The organism is Exiguobacterium sp. s36 (genome assembly GCF_018618345.1).
GTDB classification, from domain to species: domain Bacteria; phylum Bacillota; class Bacilli; order Exiguobacteriales; family Exiguobacteriaceae; genus Exiguobacterium; species Exiguobacterium chiriqhucha.
On sequence record NZ_JACSLW010000004.1, the window covers coordinates 197,784 to 222,445 of the forward strand.

General features: G+C 54.3%; 17 protein-coding genes. 6 read left to right on the top strand and 11 right to left on the bottom strand.

The annotated features are described in order from the left end of the window. The first annotated feature begins 75 nt into the window (after window positions 1–75). The 4 genes from KNP95_RS10720 to KNP95_RS10735 are packed head-to-tail and all read left to right on the top strand — an operon-like array spanning window position 76 to window position 4,037. A complete protein-coding gene (locus KNP95_RS10720; protein WP_021066675.1) occupies window positions 76–828 on the top strand; it encodes a carotenoid biosynthesis protein in 753 nt (250 codons plus the stop codon). Continuing rightward, window positions 794–1,492 (top strand): lysophospholipid acyltransferase family protein, encoded by a 699-nt coding sequence (locus tag KNP95_RS10725; protein WP_214837064.1) that lies wholly within the window; start codon window positions 794–796, stop codon window positions 1,490–1,492. Before KNP95_RS10720 ends, KNP95_RS10725 begins: the two co-directional genes overlap by 35 nt. Beyond that, window positions 1,489–2,556: a glycosyltransferase family 2 protein gene (locus KNP95_RS10730; protein WP_214837067.1), complete on the top strand. Its 1,068-nt coding sequence runs from the start codon at window positions 1,489–1,491 to the stop codon at window positions 2,554–2,556. Before KNP95_RS10725 ends, KNP95_RS10730 begins: the two co-directional genes overlap by 4 nt. Window positions 2,557–2,570: 14 nt before the next feature. Further along, window positions 2,571–4,037 (top strand): phytoene desaturase family protein, encoded by a 1,467-nt coding sequence (locus tag KNP95_RS10735; RefSeq protein WP_058763052.1) that lies wholly within the window; start codon window positions 2,571–2,573, stop codon window positions 4,035–4,037. 429 nt (window positions 4,038–4,466) lie between these two features. Here the strand turns inward: KNP95_RS10735 and KNP95_RS10740 are convergent, their stop codons facing one another. The 9 genes from KNP95_RS10740 to addB all read right to left on the bottom strand — a co-directional run bounded on the left by KNP95_RS10740 (window position 4,467) and on the right by addB (window position 20,038). Further along, window positions 4,467–5,306 (bottom strand): phytoene/squalene synthase family protein, encoded by an 840-nt coding sequence (locus tag KNP95_RS10740; protein ID WP_058763050.1) that lies wholly within the window; start codon window positions 5,304–5,306, stop codon window positions 4,467–4,469. Further along, the gene (locus KNP95_RS10745; RefSeq protein ID WP_214755689.1) at window positions 5,275–6,753 is read right to left on the bottom strand and encodes a phytoene desaturase family protein; all 1,479 of its coding nucleotides are present in this window, start codon (window positions 6,751–6,753) and stop codon (window positions 5,275–5,277) included. Before KNP95_RS10745 ends, KNP95_RS10740 begins: the two co-directional genes overlap by 32 nt. Next, window positions 6,750–8,276, bottom strand: a complete 1,527-nt coding sequence (locus tag KNP95_RS10750) for a phytoene desaturase family protein (RefSeq protein ID WP_125318023.1) — start codon at window positions 8,274–8,276, stop codon at window positions 6,750–6,752. The genes KNP95_RS10745 and KNP95_RS10750 overlap by 4 nt, the downstream gene beginning before the upstream one ends. A 73-nt stretch (window positions 8,277–8,349) precedes the next feature. Beyond that, window positions 8,350–9,351 carry a class I SAM-dependent methyltransferase gene (locus KNP95_RS10755; RefSeq protein ID WP_021066683.1) on the bottom strand — a complete coding sequence of 334 codons (1,002 nt, stop codon included), beginning with the start codon at window positions 9,349–9,351 and terminating at the stop codon, window positions 8,350–8,352. 102 nt (window positions 9,352–9,453) lie between these two features. Beyond that, window positions 9,454–9,834, bottom strand: a complete 381-nt coding sequence (locus KNP95_RS10760) for a YisL family protein (protein ID WP_029595956.1) — start codon at window positions 9,832–9,834, stop codon at window positions 9,454–9,456. A gap of 144 nt (window positions 9,835–9,978) precedes the next feature. Next, window positions 9,979–12,537: a HAMP domain-containing sensor histidine kinase gene (locus KNP95_RS10765; RefSeq protein WP_214837070.1), complete on the bottom strand. Its 2,559-nt coding sequence runs from the start codon at window positions 12,535–12,537 to the stop codon at window positions 9,979–9,981. Continuing rightward, window positions 12,534–12,896, bottom strand: coding sequence for a response regulator (locus tag KNP95_RS10770; RefSeq protein ID WP_021066686.1), 363 nt, complete (start codon window positions 12,894–12,896; stop codon window positions 12,534–12,536). Before KNP95_RS10770 ends, KNP95_RS10765 begins: the two co-directional genes overlap by 4 nt. A gap of 115 nt (window positions 12,897–13,011) precedes the next feature. After that, window positions 13,012–16,614 (bottom strand): helicase-exonuclease AddAB subunit AddA, encoded by a 3,603-nt coding sequence (gene addA / locus KNP95_RS10775; RefSeq protein WP_214837073.1) that lies wholly within the window; start codon window positions 16,612–16,614, stop codon window positions 13,012–13,014. Then, window positions 16,598–20,038 (bottom strand): helicase-exonuclease AddAB subunit AddB, encoded by a 3,441-nt coding sequence (addB, locus tag KNP95_RS10780; protein ID WP_214837076.1) that lies wholly within the window; start codon window positions 20,036–20,038, stop codon window positions 16,598–16,600. The genes addA and addB overlap by 17 nt, the downstream gene beginning before the upstream one ends. Before the next feature lie 159 nt (window positions 20,039–20,197). On the opposite strand from addB, the gene KNP95_RS10785 reads away from it, so the two are divergent. Both KNP95_RS10785 and KNP95_RS10790 read left to right on the top strand, forming a co-directional pair. Next, window positions 20,198–20,578: a truncated hemoglobin gene (locus KNP95_RS10785; protein ID WP_021066689.1), complete on the top strand. Its 381-nt coding sequence runs from the start codon at window positions 20,198–20,200 to the stop codon at window positions 20,576–20,578. 55 nt (window positions 20,579–20,633) lie between these two features. Next, on the top strand, window positions 20,634–20,990 hold the full coding sequence (locus KNP95_RS10790; protein WP_021066690.1) for a hypothetical protein: 357 nt from the start codon (window positions 20,634–20,636) through the stop codon (window positions 20,988–20,990). 29 nt (window positions 20,991–21,019) lie between these two features. Here the strand turns inward: KNP95_RS10790 and KNP95_RS10795 are convergent, their stop codons facing one another. Further along, window positions 21,020–21,430 (bottom strand): hypothetical protein, encoded by a 411-nt coding sequence (locus KNP95_RS10795; RefSeq protein ID WP_021066691.1) that lies wholly within the window; start codon window positions 21,428–21,430, stop codon window positions 21,020–21,022. Window positions 21,431–21,560: 130 nt separating this feature from the next. After that, complete coding sequence (locus KNP95_RS10800; protein WP_214837079.1) at window positions 21,561–24,629, bottom strand: efflux RND transporter permease subunit; 3,069 nt, start codon at window positions 24,627–24,629, stop codon at window positions 21,561–21,563. Window positions 24,630–24,662: the final 33 nt, after the last annotated feature.

The following is a 24,662-nucleotide window of genomic DNA, read 5'->3' on the forward strand; positions in this document are numbered from 1 at the left end:
GAGGGGCTCTTTTTTTGCATGCATTTATTAGACGGATGTCACAAACCTCTCTAGAATGGTAATAGAGGTGATGAAATGAAAGTGTATCCATGGATTTGGAAATGGTTTTTAGTTTGGTATGTCATCGGGGTCGTCCTCGTTGGCTTTGATTTGTTGCCGAGTTGGCTCGAATGGGCAAACCCGGTATTCTTATGGCTCGCTGGGGCCATCGGCGGTTGGGTGATTGCGGACGGCGTCCGCCACGCCCGCTGGATTGTCCCGTTCATCTTCTTCGGCTCGATCGCTGTCGAGACGCTCGGTGTCAAAACCGGGTTCCCTTTCAGCGAGTATATTTATGCCGAGGCGTTCGGTCCGACCGTGTTCGGTGTACCGGTCACAATCGGTGCGGCCTGGCTCGCCGTCATCGGCTCGAGTTTTGCCGTCGCCCGCTTGTTCTCGTTCAAGAACCGCACGCTCTGGCTCGTCCCATTCCTCGCTGTTTGGCTCGACATGGCGATCGATCCCGTCGCCGCGAACGTGAAAGGCTATTGGGAATGGGCCAATGACGGTTTGTATTATGACATCCCGACGCAAAACTTCGTCGGCTGGTTCGGACTGTCGCTCATTTTCTCTTGGTTGCTTGACCGGTTTGAAGTCGAGGCGGAACCGATGTTGCTTGGGCACGGCCGTTATTTGTTCGTCATGCTTCACGCCTTGTTCGGAGTCACGGCCGTCAACGCCGGTCTCTACGGGATCGGTGTCCTCAGCCTCGTGACCGCCGCAGGTCTCATCTTGATAGAACGGAGGAGCCGTCATGATCGAAGCGAGCAAAAAGAAATGGTTCAATAACCTGTTCTCGACGTTCGTCAAAGAGCGTCAAATCCGTCCGTTTTTCCATACGATTCACGTCCGGGCCGATGACGTGCCGACACCTGGATTGTTTTTGAGCACACACAGCTCGTGGTGGGACGGGATGATTCTGCTCATGTTGAACGAATATTATTTGCGTCACGACGTCCACGTCTTGATGGATGAGGATGGACTGCGCCGCTTCCCGTTCTTCCGCCACTTAGGTGCGTTCTCCATCAAAAAAGGCAAACTATCGGACGTGCGCGCCTCGCTCGACTATGCTAATCGGCTGTTACTCGCTGGCAAGTCCGTCTGGGTGTTCCCGCAAGGACGTGAGTATCCACAGGAGCATCGCCCGCTCGAGATCGGTTCCGGTGCAACGATGCTGATTCACAATCCAGAAGTCCGGTTGTGCGCCATCTATTATACGTTCGCGTCCCACGCCGCCCCGCTCGTCTATGTGCGGTTCCGCAACCATACGGTCGTCTCTAAGACGCGACGTGACCAAAAACAAGAGCTCGCCAAAGCACTTGAGCGACTATATGACGATACGCGCGACGACGTGATCGCACAATCCGACCGCTATATCGAGCTGTTCCCTCCGAAGCGCAGCTTGGCGGATTGGACAGAGCACGTGCTCCAACTCGGAAGAGGCCACTCATGATTCTGTTCGTCATCACGTCCCTGATGCTCGTCTTCACGCTGGTGAACTTGCTATTCCTCCGGCCGCTCACCGCTCCGGTCCCTGTCCCTTCGACCGCAATTTGCATCCCGCTTCGAAACGAGGAGCGGAACGTGCCGAAGCTCGTCACAAGTTTGAAGGCCGCCTTGACGGATGAATGCCACGTCTATTTATATGAGGACCGGTCCGAGGATGATACATATGAGGCGCTCGTTCAAGCGATTGCGGACGATTCCCGCTTCACCATCTTCCGTGGGGTGCCGCTCCCGGAAGGCTGGGCAGGCAAGGTCCATGCATGCCATCAGTTGGCGACCCGGACGACCGAGCCGTATGTATTGTTCCTCGATGCCGACGTGACGATCGACCCGACGTTCATCGGTCGACTTCACGGCACACTCGCCCGCGAAGGAGCGGTCTTCTTGTCCGGCTTCCCCCGTTTCCCGACACCGACTTGGCTCGGCAAACTGTTGATTCCGATGCAGCACGTCTTAATCGCCCAGCATTTGCCCCTGTTTTGGCGAAAAGTCCGTCATCCTGCCTTCGCCGCGGCCAACGGGATGAACGTCCTCGTCGAGCGGGCGAGCTACGAGGATGTCGGAGGGCACGCCTCGATTCATGATTCATTGATTGACGACATCGATCTCTGCCGCGAGTTCAAACGTCGGAAAAAGATCACGTCGCTCGTCAACGTCTCGCCGTATATCACGTGTGACATGTATGCGACGAATGAAGAAGTCTGGAATGGGTTTTCAAAGAACGTATTCAAGGGAATGAATGAAGCAGTGGGCATCGCCCTTTATTTCTTTCTCTACTACGGCATCCAGCTGTCTGCTTTCATCGTCTTTCTCGTCCGCATGGACTGGATTTCATTCTTGGCATGCGCGTTCGTTTTGCTCGCGCGCCTCGCCATCGATGTCAAATCGGGTGGCCGCCAGTTTTGGCTCCACCCGTTCAGTCTCATCGCCTACTTGCTCCTCTTGTCGAGCGCGGTCGTGCGCAAATGGCGACGGAAGCCGATTTCATGGAAAGGCCGGACGTATCAATAATTAGGAGGCATACTATGAAACATATCGCCATTATCGGGGCCGGTCTCGGCGGCTTGAGTGCCGCCGTCACCTTGGCCGCCCGCGGTTACGACGTGACCGTCATTGAAAAGAACGAGCATGTCGGTGGGAAGCTCATGCCGATTATCACCGATGGACACCGCTTCGACTTCGGACCGAATACGATTACGATGCCGGACGTGTTCCGCTCCGTCATCCGCAACAGCGGCGCCAACCCGGATGACTATTTTGAGCTCGTCAAACTCGAGTCGCACACGGTCAACCACTTCTCCGACGGTTCGACGTTCACATTCGATTCGGACCGCGAAAAAATGGAAGCTGAGGTGCGCCGTCTGACCGGCGACAAAGCCGATAAAAATCAATTGGCCGCTTACTTAGACGAGGCGGAAAAACTGTTCGAGATTGCCAATCACCGCTTCTTCACGCGGATGGACTCGAAAATCGATACCGGTCTTTGGGCCGACATGATGAAAGTGCATCCGCTCAAGAGCCTGCATGCGCTCCATAAAAAGTACTTCAAGGACCCTCGCATCATCCAAGCGCTCGACCGGTATGCGACGTATATCGGCAGCAGCCCCTACGTCACACCAGGCACGTTCGCGCTCATCTCGCATCTCGAGCTGAATGACGGCGTCTATTTCGCCAAAGGCGGGAACTGGACGATCGCGAAAGGCTTCGCGAAACGGGCGAGCGAGCTCGGCGTCGAGTTCCGGCTCGGCCATGAGGTGACGAAAATCGAAGTGACGAACGGGAAGGCCCATGCGGTCGTCATCGACCACGAAGAGGTCATGTCTTGCGATGCCGTCCTTCTGAACGGGGAACTGCTCACGCAATATCCGCGTCTCGTCGACGCGATGGACCGTCCCTCGTTCCCGGTACCGACACGCGACACGATCGAACCATCGGTGTCCGCTTTCGTCATCATGATCGGCTTGAACAAACGATTGAACCTCGCCCATCACAACGTCTATTTCTCAGACGACTACGAGGCCGAGTTCCGGGCCTTGTTTGAAGAGGAACGCTATGCCGATGAGCCGACGATCTATATCTCGAACTCGGCCCATACCGACCCGTCAATGGGAGAAGCCGGCGATAACTTGTTCATCCTCGTCAATGCGCCGGCCCATATGACCGATATCGATGCCGAGACGTATGAGCATTTGATTCGTCGACGGCTCCGCACGTTCGGTGTCGATTGGGAAGACAGCGATGTCTTGTTCCATCGCCGCGTCACTCCACTCGATTTGACCCGTGATTTTTACGCCTACTACGGAGCGCTTTACGGGACGTCGGCCAACTCGAAAAAAGGAGCGTTTTTCCGTCCGTCGGCCCGTTCCGAAGACGTCTCAAACATCTGGTTTGCGGGCGGTTCGACCCACCCTGGTGGCGGTAGCCCGATGGTGACGCTTTCAGGACAATTCGCGGCCCGATCGATGTTAGAGGACATACCTCTGACAATTTGAACATTTTGTGAACAGAGGATTCGACACTTGTCGACACGGGACAGACGTGATAATATCATATTCGAGTTCAAGCAGTTTTGTAACGTTAGTTACACCTGTAGCGATCGAATGGCTTCCCCGAGCCTATCGCGTTTTGAACTTGTCACACCCGAGAAAAAAGTGATGAGCGAGTTTCCCCACTCGTATCCCGCAGCTGGAACAGCATGCATCTGATGTTCCCCCTTAGTCCATCAAGCATCCTGCTTCAGCGAAGATGCCCCATTGTTTCATTCCCCATGAAACGAGGCACATCTTTAGGGTTCATCACGTCCGATTCGTTCGTTTCCCCGATGAACGAATCACATAACGCTTACACCACTTTTGGTCCCCCGCCAAAAGTGGTTTTTTTGTGCGCAAAAAAGGCAGCCGTCTCAAGACGACCGCCCTTGCTTATAATCTGGTCAACAGTTTGCCTTTTTGAATCGTCGAGACATACGCCCGCTTCGTGAAGACGTCATGCCCGTTCTGCCGGGCCGCATCTAAAATCCCTTCATAGAGGAGCGCTGCCGCCGCGACAGGCTTCCGGCTCGTCACAGGATACAAGTGATGCGTCTCCCGAGCGCTGCTGTATAACGCTTCCGCGCGACGGGCCACTGTCTCCCAGACGTCGATGAACGCCGGAGTCACTTGCCGCGCAAACAAATCGGCTTCCTCGACACCGAACTCGGCGAGCAACGATTGGGGCACATAAATCCGGTCCCGATCGAGGTCTTCCCCGACGTCGCGCAAGATGTTCGTCAACTGCATGGCAATTCCTAAATCGATGGCGCCTTGCTTCAATTGCTGGCGTCCACCCGCATCGGCGTCCGGCGCGAGAATCGGTAACAGCATCAAGCCGACGGTACTGGCCGCGTAATAGCCATACTGCTCCGTCTCCTCGAGCGTCGCATAACGCGTCTTATGTAAGTCCCATTTCATGCCTTCGGCCAACTCGAAGAACGGTTCGACGTCCATGTCGTATCGCTTCCAGACATCCTCGAGCGCCACCCAGAGCGCATCCGGCAATGGTTCGCCCGCCAAGAAACGATCGAACTCGGCCAAAAAATGCGTCAAACTTTCCTCGGGGCTATCAGATTCGTCGACCGCGTCATCGAGTGTCCGACAAAACGTATAGACCGCAGCCACGGCTTGGCGGTCAGGTTTAGAGAGCAGGGAAAAGGCCCGATAGAACGTGAGCGAGCCTTTTTTCATTACGTCTTCACATTGACGATACGCTTCTTGTGTCGTCATGGTACAATGCCCCCATTTCTTCTTCCATTCTTTTCACTAACAGTTGCGAGCCGATCATGACGATTGGAACGCCTCCGCACGGATGGACCGATGCCCCGACCGCATAGAGACGGTCGATCTGGGCATACGGACGGGCCTGCGGTTTGAACGCGGCCGACTGGGCCAATTTCGGGGCGATGCCGAAGCTTCCGCCCTCGAACAAGCCGAATCGTTCCGCGTCCATCGGCGTCCGGACTTTCATTTCCAAGACACGGTCTCTGAAATCGGGCACCATCCGTTCGATGCGGCCGATCAAATGCTCGATTGCACCGCTCGTTTCAAAGTCTTTCCGTTCCAATTTACGAGGCACCGGTACGAGTACGTACAGCACACTCGTGCCCGTCGGTGCGAGCGAGTCATCGATGAGGGACGGATTGAACGTATACATCGCTGGATACTTGCTCAGTTTACCATCTTCGAAGATGGTCCGCATCGACCCGGCGAAATCAGTCGGCAAATCGAATTGGTGGACCGGCAAGTCGATGTCCCCGTTCACGGTAAAATACAACAAGAGCGTCCCACTCGACGGTTCATACGACTTTGGCTTGACGCCATCAATCAAGCGTTCCATGAGCGGGAAGTCGCCGTTGACGACGACCGCATCATACGGATGGACGACTCCGTCGACGACGACCGCATCCGCCCGACCTTCGGCGACGCGGACGCGTTCCACGTTCGCGTTCAGCTTGAACGTGACGCCCCGGCGCTTCAACTCTTGTTCTATTTTCGTCGCCAGCGAGAAATATCCTCCTTTGACGTACCAAATCCCCTCTTCTTGCTCCCGATACGGAATCAAGCCATAGAGGGATGGCGTGTCATACGGGTTGCCGCCGATGTAGAGCGTTTGCAGACTATAGGCGACACGAAGACGTTCGTCCTTAAAGAAGCGTTTCATGTTCTCGTGGGCCGTCTCATACGCTTTCAAGCGCATGAGGAGCATCAATAACTTCGGCTCGAACAAATCTGTCTTGCTCTTATAGCCCCGGTCCAAGAACGCGTCGAAGCCGAGGCGATACTCTTCTCGTTTTTGGGCCATATATTTTTTGAATCCGGCACCCTCGTTGAAAAGACGGTCGATTTCGGCCGCCTGGCGCTCGATATCGCGATATTTATAGAACGTCGTCCCATCCTCATAACGGAGGCGATAGAGCGGGTCGACTTCAAGCAGTTCGAGCTCACGTTCCGGGAACCCGGCTTCTTGAAGCTGACTTTTCAGTTTCCCGGGTAACAGGACGATGGTCGGCCCCTCATCGACGCGGGCGCCGTTCTCGAATTCGACATAATTGAGTCGCCCCCCGACGCGGGATTCTTTCTCATAAATGGTCACGTGTAGCGACGGATATTTATGGGTCAGAAGCAAGGCCGCGTAAAGCGACCCGATTCCGGCACCGACGAAGCTGATGTTCATTGGCCGACACCTGCCCGGTCACGCAATAGGTTCGCCGTGATCCGCGCCGACTCAAAAATCGTCGGCAGTCCGCTGCCTGGATGAGTGCCCCCTCCGACGAGCCAGACGTGATCGAGTTCCTCGAACTGATTGTGCGGACGGAAATACATCATCTGCGATAAGTTGTGTCCGAGATTGAACGTGGCTCCTTCATATACACCGAACGCTTCCCAGTCGTTCGGCGTGAGCGGCTGCATAACCTCGATATGGTTACGAATGTCGCGATACGGTGAACGCGTCTCAAGCGCATCGAGGACACGTTCCGTCATCGTCGCCTCGAGCTTCTCCCAAGGCAAGTTCGACAGATTATTCGGGACCGGCACGAGGACGTAGAGTGACGATTTACCGGCTGGTGCCAGCGTCGGATCAATGTTTGACGCGTTCTGCACGTAGAAGGAGAAGTCTTCACTCAGCTTCAAGTCTTGCGTCATCTCTTTCACGTTACGCTCGTAGTCGTCTGCGAAATGAATCGAGTGATGGGCGACGTCGTCATAGACGCGATCGAGCCCGAGATAGAGCATGAACGTCGAACACGAGTAGCGCTTCTTCTTCAGTTGTTTCGGACTCCAACGCGTGAGCGCATCGCTCGGGACGAGCGTCGTCATCGCATGGGCGAAATCGGCCCCGACAATCACTTCATCGAACGCGTAATGCACGTTGTTCGCCACGAGACCGTTGACACGCTTCCCATCGAGCAAGAGACGGTCAACGCCTTCTCCGAGACGAATCTCACCGCCCTCTTCTTCGATGACGCGCGCCATCGCTGTACATAGTTGGTTCACGCCGCCAATCGGATGATGGACGCCGTAGGCATGCTCCATATACGACAAAATCGAGAAGCCGCCAGGGCAATCCCAAGCCGACATCCCTAAATATTTGGCTTGGAACGTGAAGGCGTACTTCAGCTCCTCGCTCGTGAAGTATTCCGATAACACGTCATATAACGATTTACCAATCGACAAGAACGGCAACGCCTTCAAGACGCGTGTGGCCACGTAATCCGTCAGCTTGTCATGCGCCGTCTGCAGGACCGGCATCAACTTCGACAGCTTGATGGCTTGTTCGGCCATGAAACGTTCATAGCCTTCCCCGTTCCCAGGGAATTGCTCTTCAATCGCCTGATGCATTTGATCGCGGTCGGTCGTCATCGACAGTACCCGGTTCCCTCGATCGAAATAAAGGTCGTACATCGGTTCAAGGCGTTTCATCTCGACGTAGTCATGTAAATCGCGACCCGTCTCTTCGAAAATCTCTTCTAAAATATACGGCATATTTAAAAAAGTCGGGCCACGATCGAACGCGAATTCTCCGACTTGAAGACGAGACGTTCGTCCACCGACGAACGCCTGCTTCTCAAATACTGTTACCTTCACACCACGGCTTGCGAGCAGCATCGCAGCCGCAAGTCCTCCTGGTCCGGCACCGATCACGGCGACTCTTTTTTCCGACACGTTGAACAACTCCCTATGTGAATAGTCTCTTATGCTTCTATCTCATTATAGAAATGACTGGAGACAAGTTCAAATTTGAATCGGCTCGTCGTGTGTCCGCCATGTGTCAATTGCCGCGTTCGGCAATGACGATATACCATGATCCTTCCGGGATGAATGGGATAAAGCGAATATTTTCAAAGCCGACTTGCTGCATTTGACGACGCAACTCTCGAATTGTCGGTAACGGATGCAAGTTGTCGTGGAGGGTCATGAACGCATTGAACGCCGAGGCAAACCGAGAGCCGAGCGGCGTCTCTGCGAGCGGAGTGACGAGGACGGCGACACCGGACGCCTCGAGGTTCTCGAGCATCCGTTCGAGCAATTCGATTCGTTTTTCTGGCGAGAAGTAATAGAGCATGTTGTTCATCATGACGGCATCGAACCGGTCCTCATGATCCCATTCCATGAAATCGGCCACTTCGTAACGAATGTCGCCCGACTCATCCTGCTCCCGGGCTTCGGCGATGACGTCTTCTTCCAAATCAATCCCGGTCAACTTCCACTCTGGTTCGAGGCCATGCAGTTTACGCAAGTAACCACCGTGCCCGCATCCGATATCGAGCATCGTCTTCACGTCGGCCTGACGCAACAGTTGTTGGACGACTGGGAAAGCGACCGTCTCGACGAGCGTCGACGTCTGTGCAACGACCTGTCCATGCGTCGCCCCATCGAACGTCTTCTGTTTGCCCGACTCTAAAAAGTCAGGGTAAGCGATGAGCGCCGGGATATGCAGCTCCATCATCTCTTGCAGCATGAAACCGATACTTCGCTCATCCTCATGCGACAATTGATATTTCAAACTACGTGTCGGGAAGTAACGCCAGCCTCTCTTTTTCAAATGACGAACGGCGACCCCTACTTCAAGCCAACGCTCCAGCGCGAGCTTCGTCAACGGTTGCTTCAAGCGAAGCGTCATCTCCGCAAAGCTGGCACCGCCTTGGAGTGCATCGAACAATCCATATTTATAGCCGATATATCCGTGCCAAAGCGGCAGGAACGATTCCGTTTGTTTCATCCATCTTCGCGCGTGCAAGACGCGTGACCATTCATTCATTTGTTGTTCCATCATTTCACCTCATCATCGTTATCACTGATTTTTTTATTTTCCCCTAATAATTTACGGACAAACAAAAAAATCCCACTCCGATGTGCGGAATGGGAATCAACCTTAAATGAAATTGCTAAAGAACGACTGTCCGTATGGCAACGCATAGCCGATGAAGATCGTCACGAGTGCAAGTACGACGAAACCGCCGAACATCGCGTTCGCTGGTTTTTTCTTCTTCACACGGATGAGCGTCATCTCACCGAAGATGAGCGTGAGCAGTCCGACCGTGATTTTCACGTGATAGAACATGCCGCCACCGTTCAATTGTAAATACAAATAAAGTCCTGTGCCGAACGCGACGAGCAACATGAGTCGAAACACCATGTGGGCAATCTTCCCGCTCTTGTTCGCGTTCTTATAGCCGACGTAGGCGACAGCGAACAAGACGAGTAATAAAATCCAGCTCGTGACGTGCGTGTGTAGGAATGCAGTCAATGGCATTCAAAGTCCCCCTTTCCATTATGTACAATCTCTATTGTACACGAGTCGCTCGCTTTACGGTCAAGCAGGTGATTGAAAAATCTTCGCTTCCACCAAAAAGGCGCCCCATCGATGATCGATAGGCGCCTTGCGTTGCTGACGTGATTAAGCTGTCGTCGTTTCTTGTTCACGGACGGCGTATTCATAACTTGGAATGACGACCGTGAACGTCGAGCCTTGATGCTGCACCGACTCGACATGAATCTGACCGGCGTGACCGCGGACGATCTCCTGACAGATCGGGAGGCCGAGTCCGGTACCGCCGATTTCACGGCTGTCCGAATTGTCGACACGATAGAACTTGTCGAAGAGTCGGTCGAGCGCATCGCTCGGAATCCCGATTCCTTGGTCTTTCACTTTAATCGAAATGGATTGGTCGTGATGGGCCAGTTCAACCGTGATTTTCCCGCCACGCGGCGAATACTTCACGGCGTTCGAGAGCAAGTTACTCATCAACTGTTTGAACTTCTGACAGTCGGCGAACAGTTCGTACGGGCGATCATCGGCCGTGACGAGTTCGAACTGGTGTTTCAACGATGACGCCTCATAGAACGTCATCATATCGCGAATGACCGGCTCGACGTCGAGCTGTTCGCGGTCATACATTTGACTGCCGGCTTCCATCCGTTGTACGTCAAGGAAGTCGTTGACGAGATGCGTCAAGCGCTCCGTCTCGGCATGAATCGTCTGCAAGTATTTCGCTTGCTTCTCGTTCGGCAACTGCTTCTTGACCATGAGCTCGGTGAACCCATAAATCGAAGAGAGCGGGGTCCGTAATTCATGGGAGATGGTCGAGATGAACTCGCTCTTCAAGCGTTCCGCCTCGGTCTCGCTCGTGATGTCACGGAAGACGAGCAACGTTCCTTTCGATAACCCGCCGACGACGATGCGTTCCGCATACATCTGTAGGTTCATTTCCCCTTTACGGATCGAGAAACTCACGCTGTCATGCGGGAAGTCGTCCGTGAACAAACGATCGGTATACTTCAAGAAATCGTCTTCTTGATCGACTGTCGTTGAAATCGTCTCGCGCCATTCGTTCCATGATAGTTCCGCGAGTTCGCTCGACGTGATCTCGTCAAGCTCAGGGAACATCTCATAGAGCGGACGGTTGACGAAGACGTCATCGGTCGAGTGTTCGACGTAAATGACCGCCTCGCGAATCGAGTCGAGAATCCGTTCCGTCTTCCCTTTCTCACGGGTCATCTCTTCAAACAGACGCATCCGGAGAAGTGAGAGCGACAACTGACGGGCGAACGACATGATGTCGCCCATCTGTGTCTGCGTGAAGCGGTCTTTATAACGAACGAGATAGATGAACGCGATAATCGAGTCATCCGTCGGATCATGGACCGGCACGGCCGTCTCATACATATAGTATGGATACGGGAGCGGATGGTCGCTCGCGACTTGTTTCGACGAATGGACGGTCGTCCGCAGTGTCATCGCCCGCGTCAAGACCGAATTCTCGCTATCGAGCAATTGACGCGTGAGCGTCTCGTTCAAGCCGTGGCTCGTGATCGAGAATGAACCTGTCGCATCGACGAAGACGAGCGCGCCGACTTCTGAGTCGGTGATGGCGACGAGCTTCTCGATAATTTCTGGATAGGCCGTGAGCGAATCGCGGGCCGCGAGCGTCTCGGTCAATTCGTTACGATAAGCCAAGTGTTGCTCGTTCTGTTGCGTCTGCTCCAAGATCTCTTCAAGCTCTTGCTGCTGGGCTTGAAGCTCCTCTTGTTGTGCAATCAATTCTTCTTGTTGCGCCTGTAACTCATGGTTTTTCTCAATCAAGTGACGTTCATTGTCACGAAGCGTCTCGGCCATCTTATGGAACGACCGTGACATCGTCCCAATCTCATCTTCGCGTCCCATCTGATCGCTCAAATCGACGATCTCGCCCTTGAGCAGACGGTCCGAAGCGATTGAGAGACGCGAAATCAAACGCGTTTGACGACGCAAGAACGGTTGGATGAACAGTAAAATCAATGCCGCGAACGATAAAATGCTCGCAATCCAGAGGAATTGAAGAATATCGTTATTCAATTTCCAAGCATCGTACACTTTTTGTTTCTCGCTATTCATCAAAGATTTATAATCTGACAATGATGTCTCAATCTGTTGAATCGGTCCGAGCGTATCAATCCCGCGCTCTGGGCTGTACGGGACGACGCCCTGCTCAATCAAGCGCTGGGCGGTCGGTAAGCCTAATACGGTCTCCGGGTCGATCGTCGTCTCGGTGATTTCACCGTCAGCACGCAACTGTCCATATTCCGTCGTCACCGGAAGGATGACGCCAAAATAGAAATCGTGGAACTCTTGCAAGTCTTCCGCAAAAATCTCACCTTGTTTCGTCTGAACGACACTCTTGAACCAGTTGATTTCTTGTTGGAACTCATTCTCTTTCGCTTTGGCGCGATCGAGCGCTTCGGTGTCACCGAAGACGAGATAACCTCGGGCCTCATATTGGACCCCTTGCCAGTCGTCCCACAGCGTGTTCAAACGGTCGATGCGTTGATCGACATCTTGTAGCCGTTGTTCGTTCGCCGCAACACGCTCTTGCATGTGCAAATACATAAAAATCGAGCCGACGAGCGCGAGCGCGAGGAACGAGTAGAGGACGACCATGAGGTCGCGACCAAGTTTTTGTTTAAACCATCTGTTCAATTCACGATGCCTCCTATAATCTTCACCAATTCAAGTGGACTGAACGGCTTCGAAATAAAGTAGTCGACGCCAATCTCATTCGCGCAATCACGATCAGATTGTTGGCTCTTCGCCGTGAGCATCATCACTTTCGTATGTTGACGTCCTGGCAGTTTTCGTACTTTCTCAATGACCTCAAGACCGGTCATGCCTGGCATCATATGGTCGACAATCACGAGGTCGTACTCGTTCTGTTCGATTAGCCGATAGGCTTCAAGGCCGTCTGGCGCTTCATCAATGTCATATCCTTCATCTTCTAATGTATCTAAAACAAGCATGCGTAATACTTCTTCATCTTCTGCTAGTAAAATTTTTACCATGACGATTCCTCCATTTTTTATCCCATTTCATTATTTTAACGGATTCAGTTCGTAATCACAAAAAATAAGGGTGTACGGTGTATAACCGTACCCCTTTTTCTTCACAACGTCTACATTATAATACAACAATTTCCTGCAATTCGAGCGAATAAATGAGCATCTGCCCGACCGTGATTCCCCAAATCGCCTCAATCGCCTCACGATAAAGCGAGAGTTGGACGTGATAGCGGTCACGTAACATTTGTTTTGCCGCGTCACGGGAACCGCTCGAGAAAAGCACAGAGTCCGATTTATAATCGAGAAGTACATACGTCTCTCCGTCATAAAACAGACAATCGATAATCCCTTGGATCAGCACGTGCTCGTCGGTGAACGTCCCCGTTGGATTGACTCGCTCGGCCGGGACCGTGTACGTGAACGGTAGCTCGCGCCAACCTGTCCCGGTTTGAAGCGCTGCGGTCAACGCGCGTCCTGTGTCCGAGGCAAAGAACGCCTTGATTTCAGGACTCGCAAGCCGTGCCGTCTCGGCCTCGACCGGGCTAAGCATGCTTTCCGCTTCCCAGCGGTCGATTTGGACATCGAGCGGCTCAGACGGGTCGATCAATTGGAAGACGAGATGTAACGTCGTCCCCCGTTCGGCCCCTGTCTGCTGAGCTTGCTTCCATTTTGGTTCTCGATACGGGGTGTCCGTCGCCCGGTACGTCTCTTCGAACGCCGCCTGTTCAAGCTGGAGCGCCCGCTTCAATTCGGTCACCGTTTGTTTGGCCGCCGTCTCCGTCGCAGCCTGTGCCGGATAGGCGTAGGCGAACGCCTTGTGGACGAACTCACTGACGTTCGCTTCGTCTTTCACCGGAAAATCGATCGCCTCGAACTGTTTGACATGATGGAGCTGCGCCATCATCTCTTGGAGTGTGGCGACTTCTGCCAAATCCTCTTCACCAATGATGCGATACGTCCACGGTGTCGCTTCTGGTTGCGGAGCGATAACCGGCAAGCCTTGTTGTTCTAAGAACGAGGCAGCCCCTTCAAGTTTCAGGAGTGCCGGCGCGACCCAATCGAGATACGTCTTCGCGTCACGACGCGACTCAGCCGACAACGTCGTCCCGGTCTGCTCGACATGCAGCCACTGCTGAATCTGCTTCCCCGGTTCTTTAATCGTCCCGACCAAAATCAGTTTCTCTTTGGCCCGAGTGAGCGCGACATATAAGACCCGCATCTCTTCGGCTTTCATCGTGGCATCGAGATCGCGGCGAATCATCTCTTTGACGAACGTCTCCGTCTTCGTCCGGGTGACGACATCGATGGCGTCGAGCGAGATGCCATACCGTTTATGGAAGATGACGCGCTGCATTTGGTCGCGTTTATTGAACTGCTTTCCAAGCTGGGCGACGATCGTGACCGGGAATTCCAGTCCTTTCGACTTATGGACCGTCATGATTCGGACGACGTTCTCTTCTTCGCCGAGCGAACGCGCCTCTGACAAATCCTCACCGTTATCTTGCAGTCGGTCCATCACGCGGAGGAAGCGATACAAACCGCGGTATCCGCTCCGTTCATAGGACAAGGCCCGATCATAGAGCGCCTTCAAGTTTTCTTGGCGTCCTTTCCCACCTGGCAAGCCGCCGGCGAAATCGTAGAAGCCGGTGTCGTTGAACACTTGTTGAATCAGCTCCGACAAACTATGGTTCCGTGCGAACGTGCGCCACGCTGACAACGCATCGAGCACATCGCCGCACTTCAGACCGAGGTCATCCTCATCGTCCGCTTTCGCTTTGAGCGCCTCGAAGAACGAGTCCTCCGATTCAAGACGAATCTTGGCCAGTTCTTGGTCACTGAAGCCGAACATCGGTGAACGGAGCGCTCCCGCGAGCGGGATGTCTTGAAGCGGATTGTCAATCAGTTTCAACACGGCGAGCATCATGCGAATCTCGGTCGCCTGGAAATAGCCGCCGTCTGAATCGGTATAGGCCGGGATGTTGTACTGTGTCAAAATATCCATCAGCTGTTCGACGCGCTCTTTTTTTGAGCGGACCAAGATGACGATATCGCGATATTCGCACGACCGCAGCAAGCCGGTCGCCTCATCGGTCACTTTGAACGGTTCCTCGCCCGAGACAAGTTCTAAAATCCGGGTCGCGATGGCGCGTCCTTCGAGCTCTTGTTTCGAGAGATCACGACTCTCACCATTGACGAGAATCAGCTCAGGTCTCGCCTCGAGCTCCTCATACGCCCGGCCTGGCACGAGTCGGGCCGCCTCATCGTATTCGATCTCACTTACTTCCTCGTCCATCAACCGGACGAACAAGTCGTTGATGCCATGGAGCACTTCGGCCCGGCTCCTGAAGTTTTGGGACAGGTCGATCCGTTGTCCCGAACCACCTTGTTTGAACCGGGTCGCCTTTTCGATGAACAGACGCGGCTCGGCATGGCGGAACCGATAAATCGATTGTTTGATATCGCCGACCATGAACAAGTTGCCGACGTGTTCGGCTTCGTGGCTGACGAGTCCGATAATCGTTTCTTGGATCTCGTTCGTATCTTGATACTCATCGATCAACACTTCGGCGAAGCGCTGTTTATAGAGCGATGCGACCGAGGACGGTCCGTCCCCGTCGCGCAAAATCGCGAGCGCATAATGTTCAAGGTCGCTGAAATCGACGAAAGCGCGGTCCCGCTTCGCCTGCTCATAGGCGGCACCGAACGTCCGGACGGTCTTGACGAGCGTCTCGACGAGCGGACGTTGCGTCATCAAGACTTCTAAATAGTCCGCTCCGCTCGTGCCGGCCTGTGCGGTCGCTTCGCTCAACTTCTTCTTCGCCTGGTCGTAGGCCGGTTTCAACACCGTGTGGTAGACATGATGTTCGTCTTTCTTTTGGACGGATTTCATCGTCCCGAATTTGACGGCGCGGGAAGCCGTCTCGAGCTCGCTCCACTTGAACGAGTCCGGATCAAGGTTCGCGAACGGCAAAATCGCCTGTTGCACGTTCTCGGATTGCGCCTCATAACCGGCGAGCCGAAGCTCGATGGCGACGCGACGAAGTTGACGCAACGCCTTCTCGATGTCTACCCAAAGCTGGTGACCGAATTCGATCAGCAATTGCTCATCGTCCGGGTCCCCGTCAAATTGATACAACGAGACGAGCTCATCCAAATAGGCTTCCGGGTCAGGCAGTGTTCGCGCATAGTGATAAAGTCCGAGAATCAACTCCTCAATCTCACTGTCCCCGCGGTCGGACGTATAGGCGTCAATCAAGGCGAAGAACGCTTGGTCTTGTTCGCCATAGGCGTCTTCGAGCACGTCTTCGAGCACATCGTCCTGCAAGAGCACCAAATCACGCTCTTCAGCGATTTTGAACGCCGGGTCGAGGTCGAGCAAATAGTAATTCTCTCGAATCACCTCGAGACAGAACGAGTGAATCGTCGTGATGAGTGCTCGGTTGAGCATTTGGCGTTGTTTGCGAATATATGCGTTCTCCGGGTCGTCACGAAGCGCTTGATCGAGCGCTTTGGCGATTCGCCGCTTCATCTCGGCCGCGGCCGCATTCGTGAATGTGACCACGAGCATGCGGTCGGCCGTCAGTTCGTCCGTCTCATCCAAGAGACGGCTCGCAAGTCGTTCCACGAGGACTGCCGTCTTGCCGGAACCGGCTGCCGCCGAGACGAGCACGTGCGATCCTCTGGCATCAATGGCCGCTTGTTGGTCATTCGTCCACTTCATCGACGTCACCTCCTAATCTTGACAAGACGTCATCTTTTTCTAGCTTTTTCAATTGCCGTGCCTCGTTGGACAACGCCTCATCAAAGTGACAGACACTTTGGAACGGGCACGTCTGGCATGGCCGGCGTTCTTTATACTCATACGGTTCGACCCCGATTTCACCGTCATACATCGCCTCGGCGCTCGATTGGGCCAAATCGATGGCATGGTCCATCAACTGTTCGAGTTGCGGTGGCGAGACGACTTTTTTCGTCGTGTTCGCATCGAGCGTCCCGTCTTTCTTGTACTTGACCGGGATGACGATTGATTTTTTCTGGTCGAGTTTCGCCGTCCGGTCCATCATCTCTAAAATGGCCGGATCATCGACGAGCAACCCTTGCATCTGATACGACTCGAGCACCTTGCGTTCGGTGTCGGTATCCGTCTCGGCCGGAGCGACGAGCGGGCGATGGACGTGGAAATAGAGCGCGGCCGCTGGGGCGACGTTCTCTTGCGTCCAGGCGTTCGCCTGCTCAATCAACACTTTCAAATAGATGAGCATCTGCATCGCGAGCCCGTAATAAATCTCGGCGAAGTCGATCTCTCGTTTACTCGACTTGTAATCGACGATCCGAACGTACAATTGGTCGTGAATCGAAGCCGTATCGACCCGGTCAATCCGACCGACGAGTTCGCACGTCGCCCCGTTACTGAGCGTGAACGATACCGGCGGGAAATTGCCGCTGCCGAAAGCGAGCTCAAAGGCGACCGGATCGAACCCGTCTCGTTTCGACTGCTCGATTAACACTTCCGCCGTCTTGCTGACGACGTCGGTCAATTTTTTCTTCAAATAGCCATACCGGTTCGAACTCATCAAAATCGCGTTTTGAATCTCTGGTGTGACGAGCTCGACGGCCGCCTCGGCGAGAGACGAACATTCCTCCCGGCTCACATCACGCCATTCTTTCCCTTCCATCTGCACGGTCTGGGACATGTGCTCGATGGTGCGATGATACAAGTTGCCGATATCTGGCGCCTCTAAGCGATACAAGCGGCGCTCTTTTAAACGAAGGCCGTAACTCGCGAAGTGACGGTACGGACAGGCTTGGAACGTCTCGAGCCGCGAGACGCTCGCCCGAATCGAGTTCGTGTACAGCGACTTGGCGACGTCTTCCGGTAACGGCTTGGGCACGTTTTGATAGAAGAGCGCGCTCGTCAATAACCGGATCCGCTCGCGGCCTTCCGGATGTTTCAACAGCTCGTTATATACCGTGAACCACGTGTCTTGAATCGGGTAGTGGCGACTGAGCCGCTGTAATTCGAGCGCCGTGACCGCTGCCGTCTGATTCACGTTCGTGATAAACGACAACTGGTCGCTCGGGCGATGTTCCCCGGCTTCTGCGAAGTGGGTCGTCACGACCTTGCCGCCGCCAAGCCGCGCCTTGAGGTCCGCGATGAAGCTGGCCGGCTGAATCGCCTTGCCGGCGCGGTCGACGAGGGCGTAGCTGACGAACAGCCGATGACTCGGTGCAGTGAGCGCCTTATACAAATAGTACGTCTCATCGTCAAACAAGTGCTCGGTCGCTTTCCCGGCCCGGACGCCGTTCTCGTGCATGAAGTCGAGGTCCTGGTCGGTCAATAGTTTCGACTGGGTCGAGACGAGCGGGATTTGATCTTCGTTCGCTCCGAGCAGGAAGACGACTTTCTTATCAAGCAACCGGCCCCGAACATAATCGGTGACCGTCAATTGATCCAAAGAAGGCGGGACGAGCGCATAGCGCAGACTATCGAGCCCGGTGTCCATCATTTGGAGGAACAGCTCGGTCGAGAGCGTCTCGTCCGGTGCGGCCGCCTCTAGCTGTTCGAGCAAGTGCAACACCGCGTCCCATACTTGCGTATGTTCGCGCGCCTCGAGCAAGCGTGCCTCTTCGAGCGCCTCATCTCGCCAATGGGCAAGACAGGACGCCACGCCGACTCGTTTCAAGAATGCGTAGATGGCATGCGTGTACGCCTGCATCGTCTTCGCTGCCTTCAAGTCATCCAACAACGGGTCGAACGTGTCGACGACGGTTTGCCGATAGCGATTGAGCGCCGTCTCTACGTCGAGTTCTTCCCCGGTCAACCGTGCCTCTTCCTCGGCACGACGTTTCAAGTACCACGCATCATGCCAATGGTAATGTTTAATCCCCCGTTCAATCACGAACGCCTCGAGCCGATCGACCGATGTGCGTCGATGCTCCGCATCGAGCAGAATCAATTCCGTCTTCAGTGCGCGAAACACCGGCTCTTCCCGGTATCCACGGAGTGCGACTTCAATCGTCGCCCTCAGTAATTCGACGACCGGATGATCGAGCATCGGTTGTCGCTCATCGAGGAAGAACGGCAAGTTCATTTTTTGTAGCGCCTGCGTCGCCAAATCACCGTACGCTTCAAGCGAACGGGACACGAACGCGATATCGCGGTAACGGAAGCCTTCCTCACGAACGAGACGCACGACTTCACGGACGGCGGCCTCGACTTCCACCGACCGGTCGACGGCCGCGTGTAACACGACGTTCGAATCGGGACGGGTATACGGGGCTGCCATCACTTGCCCGAACGTGGCCTCGAGATAGGCCAAGCTCGGATGTTGGAAGCGAGGCGCACCCGTATGAGGCGTGTCACTCGACGAGATGCCCCGTTCGGATAACAGCTCTTTGAAGCGCATGAGCGTACGCTGTGTCGGTCCGAACGACGGATGGGGCCGGTAGAGCGAATCCGGGTCAATCGTCAACAGGACATCGAGCGGCGCCTTCTCCGCCAAAGCGACCAGCACCGCCAGCTCCTGCTCGGAAAATTCATTGAACCCATCGACGTAAAACCGGGTCCCGGTCAAGTCGATGTCCGGTAACAGTTGCAGCAGCACGTTAAAGTAATCTTCGGCGTGCAGCGATTTCCCCGCTGTCATCGTCAAGAAACCTTCATACAGGATGGACAGGTCCTGCAGTTTCAGTGACCGGTGTTGGTCTTGTTCGCTCAAGCGGAGCAACTGCTCCGGATCGACGAGTCCTCGTTTGAGGAGCGTGATCAACGCATTCAATTCCTCATAGAAACCGAACTGATTCATCGTCCGGCGGAACAAGGTCAAGCGTTCCTCGTTCATCTCGACGACACGGCGCAACAGCAAATGTGTCCCCGTCTGGTCCAAAAACTGTTCGGTCGCGACGCCACGGTCGCGCATCATCAAAAAGGCGAGACGGCGCATCGATAAGACTTGAATCCGGGTCGACCCGTTCAAGCCGTCGGTCATCGCCATCTTCCGTTCCATTTCAAACGACATTTGGTCTGGGACGAGCATATAGATAGTCGGTCCGCTCGGGTCACGCTTCAGCTCTTCGATGACTTGTTTCGTCATCCATTCGCTTTTTCCGCTCCCGGAACGCCCGACGTGAAAAGTGACCGTCATTTAGGCGAACACCCCTTCCCTTTTTTCTTTATTATGACCCATTCTGCGCAGTTTGTAGAGGGAAATCCTTCGAGACCCCGGCAAGAAAATTGACCAGCCCGCATCCTTCCCAATTTCAGCGGAAATCGATTAGACTGGACGTATGAGGGGGAAATGAACATGAGTGCATATGAACAATTCGGCGGCGAGCGTGGAGTCCAACAGCTCGTAGACGCCTTTTATGATCTCGTCTACGCCGACCCGGTCTTGTTGCCGTTGTTTCCGGACGACAAAGAGCGGGTCAAAGCGCATCAATTCGAATTTTTAACACAGTTGCTCGGGGGACCGAAACTGTATACGGAACGTCGTGGTGGCGGTAACTTGGCGATGATTCATCGTGACCACCCCATCTCTGAGACGCATGCCGGACATTGGCTCGGCTGCATGGAGCAAGCGCTCAAAACGGTCGATGCGCCCGAGTCGATCAAACAACAGCTGTTCCATCGCTTGATCATGTCATCCTCGAACGTCGTCCGCGTCTGCTCGCACCATTTTGAGTAGTCAGCCTTTCGAAAAGCGGGTATGATAAGAAAGTAAGTAAAGGAGGTCGTTTTTCATGACAGAAGAAGAAAAGAAAGAGGCCGTTTCGTCTGAAGAAGAAACGGAAGAAGTAGAACCGACGGCAGTCCTCGCCGACGCCCTCGAAGAGGACGAAGAGGAAGAAGACCAACCCGAAGAAAAGAACATGGACCACATTAAAGGTGTGTTCAACTATATGCACGAGAACGGACGAGAGTACCGCGTCGTCTTTTATCAGGACCGCAAAAACCTCGTCTTCCGTGAACTCGGCAACGGGAAAGTCGAATTCGTCGGACGTTTCACTGACGAGGCATACGATGAAGAGAATGAAGCAGAGATGCGCGAACTCGGCGAGCAACAGCTCGAGCGGATTCTTGCGGATCGTCTCAAATAAAAAAAATCGCCCGAGTTGGGCGATTTTTTTTATTTTCCTTTGTTCCGCTTTTTCTTGCGCAGTGCATAAATGACTCCGGCAATCCCACCAGCGACGGCAATCCCGGCCATGGCAGGCACGAGGATTTTCTTCGTCGGAATCATCTCTTTGACCCGTTCGTACGGTGTCGGCACCGACAACTCGAGTTGAACGGCCGACTCACCATGACCGTTGGCCCGCGCTTTGCGTGCCGCATCAGTGATGACGACGCGCCCCGTCGTATAACGGCGATTTCCATGCTCATCCGTATACGGACGACGGACGCGTTTGACACCGCGAACCGTCTTCCCCCGCGCTGCATCCGGACGGACGACGCGTTCGCTCGTCCACGCCCGGCCTCCTGTCGCACTGTAAGCCGGGCGAATCGTCCGGCGATTTAACCATGTGTATGAATCATTCATCGTTGATTCCCTCCAATATTGTGAAGTCCTTCTCTTATTATACCCATAGAGCATCTCACAAAAACATACCTTCCCTTGGCAGCCGAACAGATGACATGAAAAAAGACCGGCACGATGGCCGGTCGTTTCCTTACTCTGTGAACGGTTTATCCCGGTGGCGACGTTTCGCCAAAATCAAGTAGTAGGCCGGGACGAGCACGAGCGTCAGTACCGTCGAGAACAGAATCCCTGACACGATACAGATGGCAAGTGGTTTGAAGAGCGGGTCTTGTCCGAACGCGACCGGCAAGAGGGCGACGACGGCGGTCAAGGCCGTCAACAGGATCGGACGAATCCGGGCCCGCCCTGCCTCATAGACAGCGGTCGTGACAGCCATGCCGTCCCGAATCCCTTGCTCGATGAACTCGAACAAGACGACGGCGTTCCGCACGACGATTCCGGCGAGCGAGACAATCCCCATCGAAGCCATGAAGCTAAATGGCGTCTGTGTGATGAACAGTCCGACGACAGCTCCGGCAATCGCCAAGTAAATCGTGAACAGGACGAGCATCGGTAGTGACAATGAATTGAACTGGAATGCGATAATCAAGAAGATTAAGAACAAGACGACGACGAACAACGTGGCGAGTTCAAGGAAGAACTCGTTTTGTGTGTCACTTGCCCCCGATTGATCAAAGGCAATCCCGTCATCGGTCAATGCAGATTCTGCATCGGCGAGCACGCGGTCGACGTCTTGTTTGAACGCTTCCTCGTCCATACCTTCGCTCGCAAAGATTTGGAGCGTCACGGTCCGTTCTCCGTTTTCACGCGGAATCTGTTGAATCTGTTCCGTCGTCGTTTCGGTGACGAACGTGCTGAGCGGTGCGACCGGTGGGCCGGCTTCCGTTTCGACTGGGACGAGAATATCGTCTAAAGCGAGCGCCTCACGGTTTGCTTCCGCATCGACGACAATTTTCACATCGCGCTGTTCGACACCATCATCGAACGTTCCGATCGGAATCCCGTCCGTGACGAGGCGAATCTGGTCACTGATCGCTTTCGCGGTCACGCCAGCGGCCGCCATCGCGTCACGGTCGAGCTCATACGTGAGTGTTTGGAACGGCTCTTTAATGTTATCGAGGACGAGTGCGCCGTCAATCTCTTCGAGGTCTGCTTTCACGGTATCCCGTGCCGCCACGAGCTCGTCGATTGTCTCGCCGCGCATCGTGAACTCGACAGGTGCCGAAGTCGGCGGTCCTTGTTGTTGCGTATCCAAGAAGATTTCAGCGTCCGGGTTGTTTTCCCGGATTTGTGTCGTATACTCATCAATCAATTGAATCGCATCGATTGTCTCGTTATCGACACGGACGACGATTTGGCCGGTGTTGTCACCTGTTTGGTCGAGACCACCCGTGAACAGGCTCGGTAACCCGCTCCCGGCAAAGATGGACGTCTCGGTGACGCCATCGATGCTTTGGAACTCTTCCTCGATGGCTTGAAGTCTCCGTTCCGTCTCTTCCAAGTCGGTCTGGACCGGTAATGTGACGCTCGTCACGACTTCTGGTCGGTTCGCGGCCGGGAAAAATTCGAATGGTGTCAATAGAATCAATCCGTACAAGGCGGTCGTGATGACGAAACCGACGAGTCCGAACGTCCATGGACGCTTCGCAACTTTTGGCAACAACGTGTCCGCATAGAAATTACTGAGACGGTTGAGTGGTTTCCCTAACCAACCCGGCTCTCGTTTCGAGACTTTGACTTGTTTCCGGTTCAACCAGTATTGGGCAATCGGGACGAGAGTCAAACTGATGACCATCGAAGCGAGCACCGATAACGCCAATACGGTCGGCAAGGCGCGGATAAAGTTCCCGTTCGCACCTGACAAGAGGGTCAATGGCAAGAAAGCGAAGACGACGGCGAGCGTCGAAGTGACGATCGAGCCCCACACTTCTTTCGTCCCGCGTACGGCACCTCCCATCGCCGTATCCCCTTTCCGGTAACGACGCAGGATGTTGTCGTTGACGACGATGGCGTCATCGACGAGAATCCCGAGGGCGATGATGGCACCGATGATGGAGATTTGGTTCAAGTCGACCCCCGTGAAGCGAAGCGGGATTAACGCGAGCAAGAACGATAATGGAATCGCCAAGCTGACGATGATGGATCCTGATACCGTCAATCCAATCGTCGTGACGACGATGACGGCAATCATGGCGACGATGAACTCTTTTGTCAACGACGAGAAGATCGCGTCGACCGCTTTGGCCTGCTCGTAATAAGGGACGAGCTCGACGCCAGAGACGTCTCCGACTTCTGCGGCGACGACTTCATCGACGCGTTCTTGCAGCGTCGGGATATCTTGTCCCGACTCGATTGTGACCGTCAAGGAAATGGCGGGCATCCCATCGAGCGAGACGAGGTCGGTGACCGCTTTTTCCGTCTCTTCGACCGTACCGACGTCTTCGAGTAGAACGGGCGTCCCGTCTACCGATCCGACGACGACTTGGCCCATATCATTGACGTTCGTCAAACTGTCGATCGCCAACTGATAGATGCCCTCTTCCGTCGACTGGCGTCCGAGCGGTGTCGTCTTATATTCTTCATTGATGGCCGTCAAAACGTCCGGGAAGGCGAGTTGACGCTCCCCGAGTTCGGCCGAGTCGAGCGAGACGACGAATTCGGTTTCTGGCAATCCTTTGATTGTCACACCGGTCACGCCTTCGGTCCGCAACAATCGTTCCTCCAACCGCTCGACATCTTCTCGAGCCGCTTGCAACGTTTCGCGGTCGTCCGAAGTCAACAAATATGAAGCGACCGGCAATTGTCCGATCGAATCATTGACGGTCGGTGCCAGCGCATTCTCAGGCAAGCGCGGTGCGGCATCCGAGATGGCTTGGCGCACGTTCGCCTGGAGCTCACTTCGGTCGAAGCCGTCTTCATACTCGACTGTGATGTTTGAGAACTCGGATGCGGATAATGATGACACTTTCTCGATTCCTTCGAGTCCTCTCAATTCAGTCTCCAAAATATTCGTGACGTTCCGTTCGACCGTCTCTGCGGTCGCGCCTGGATATGGCGTCTGAATCAAGATGATATTGACACTCGTCTCCGGAATTTCACGCTTCGGAAGTTGGAAGAACGTGAGCACCCCGACGACGACTGCGACGAGTAAAAACACGATGACCAGTTTTCCTCGTTCAATCATTTTTTGAAAAAACATGTTGACCCCTCACTTTCAGATGATGTGCAAATA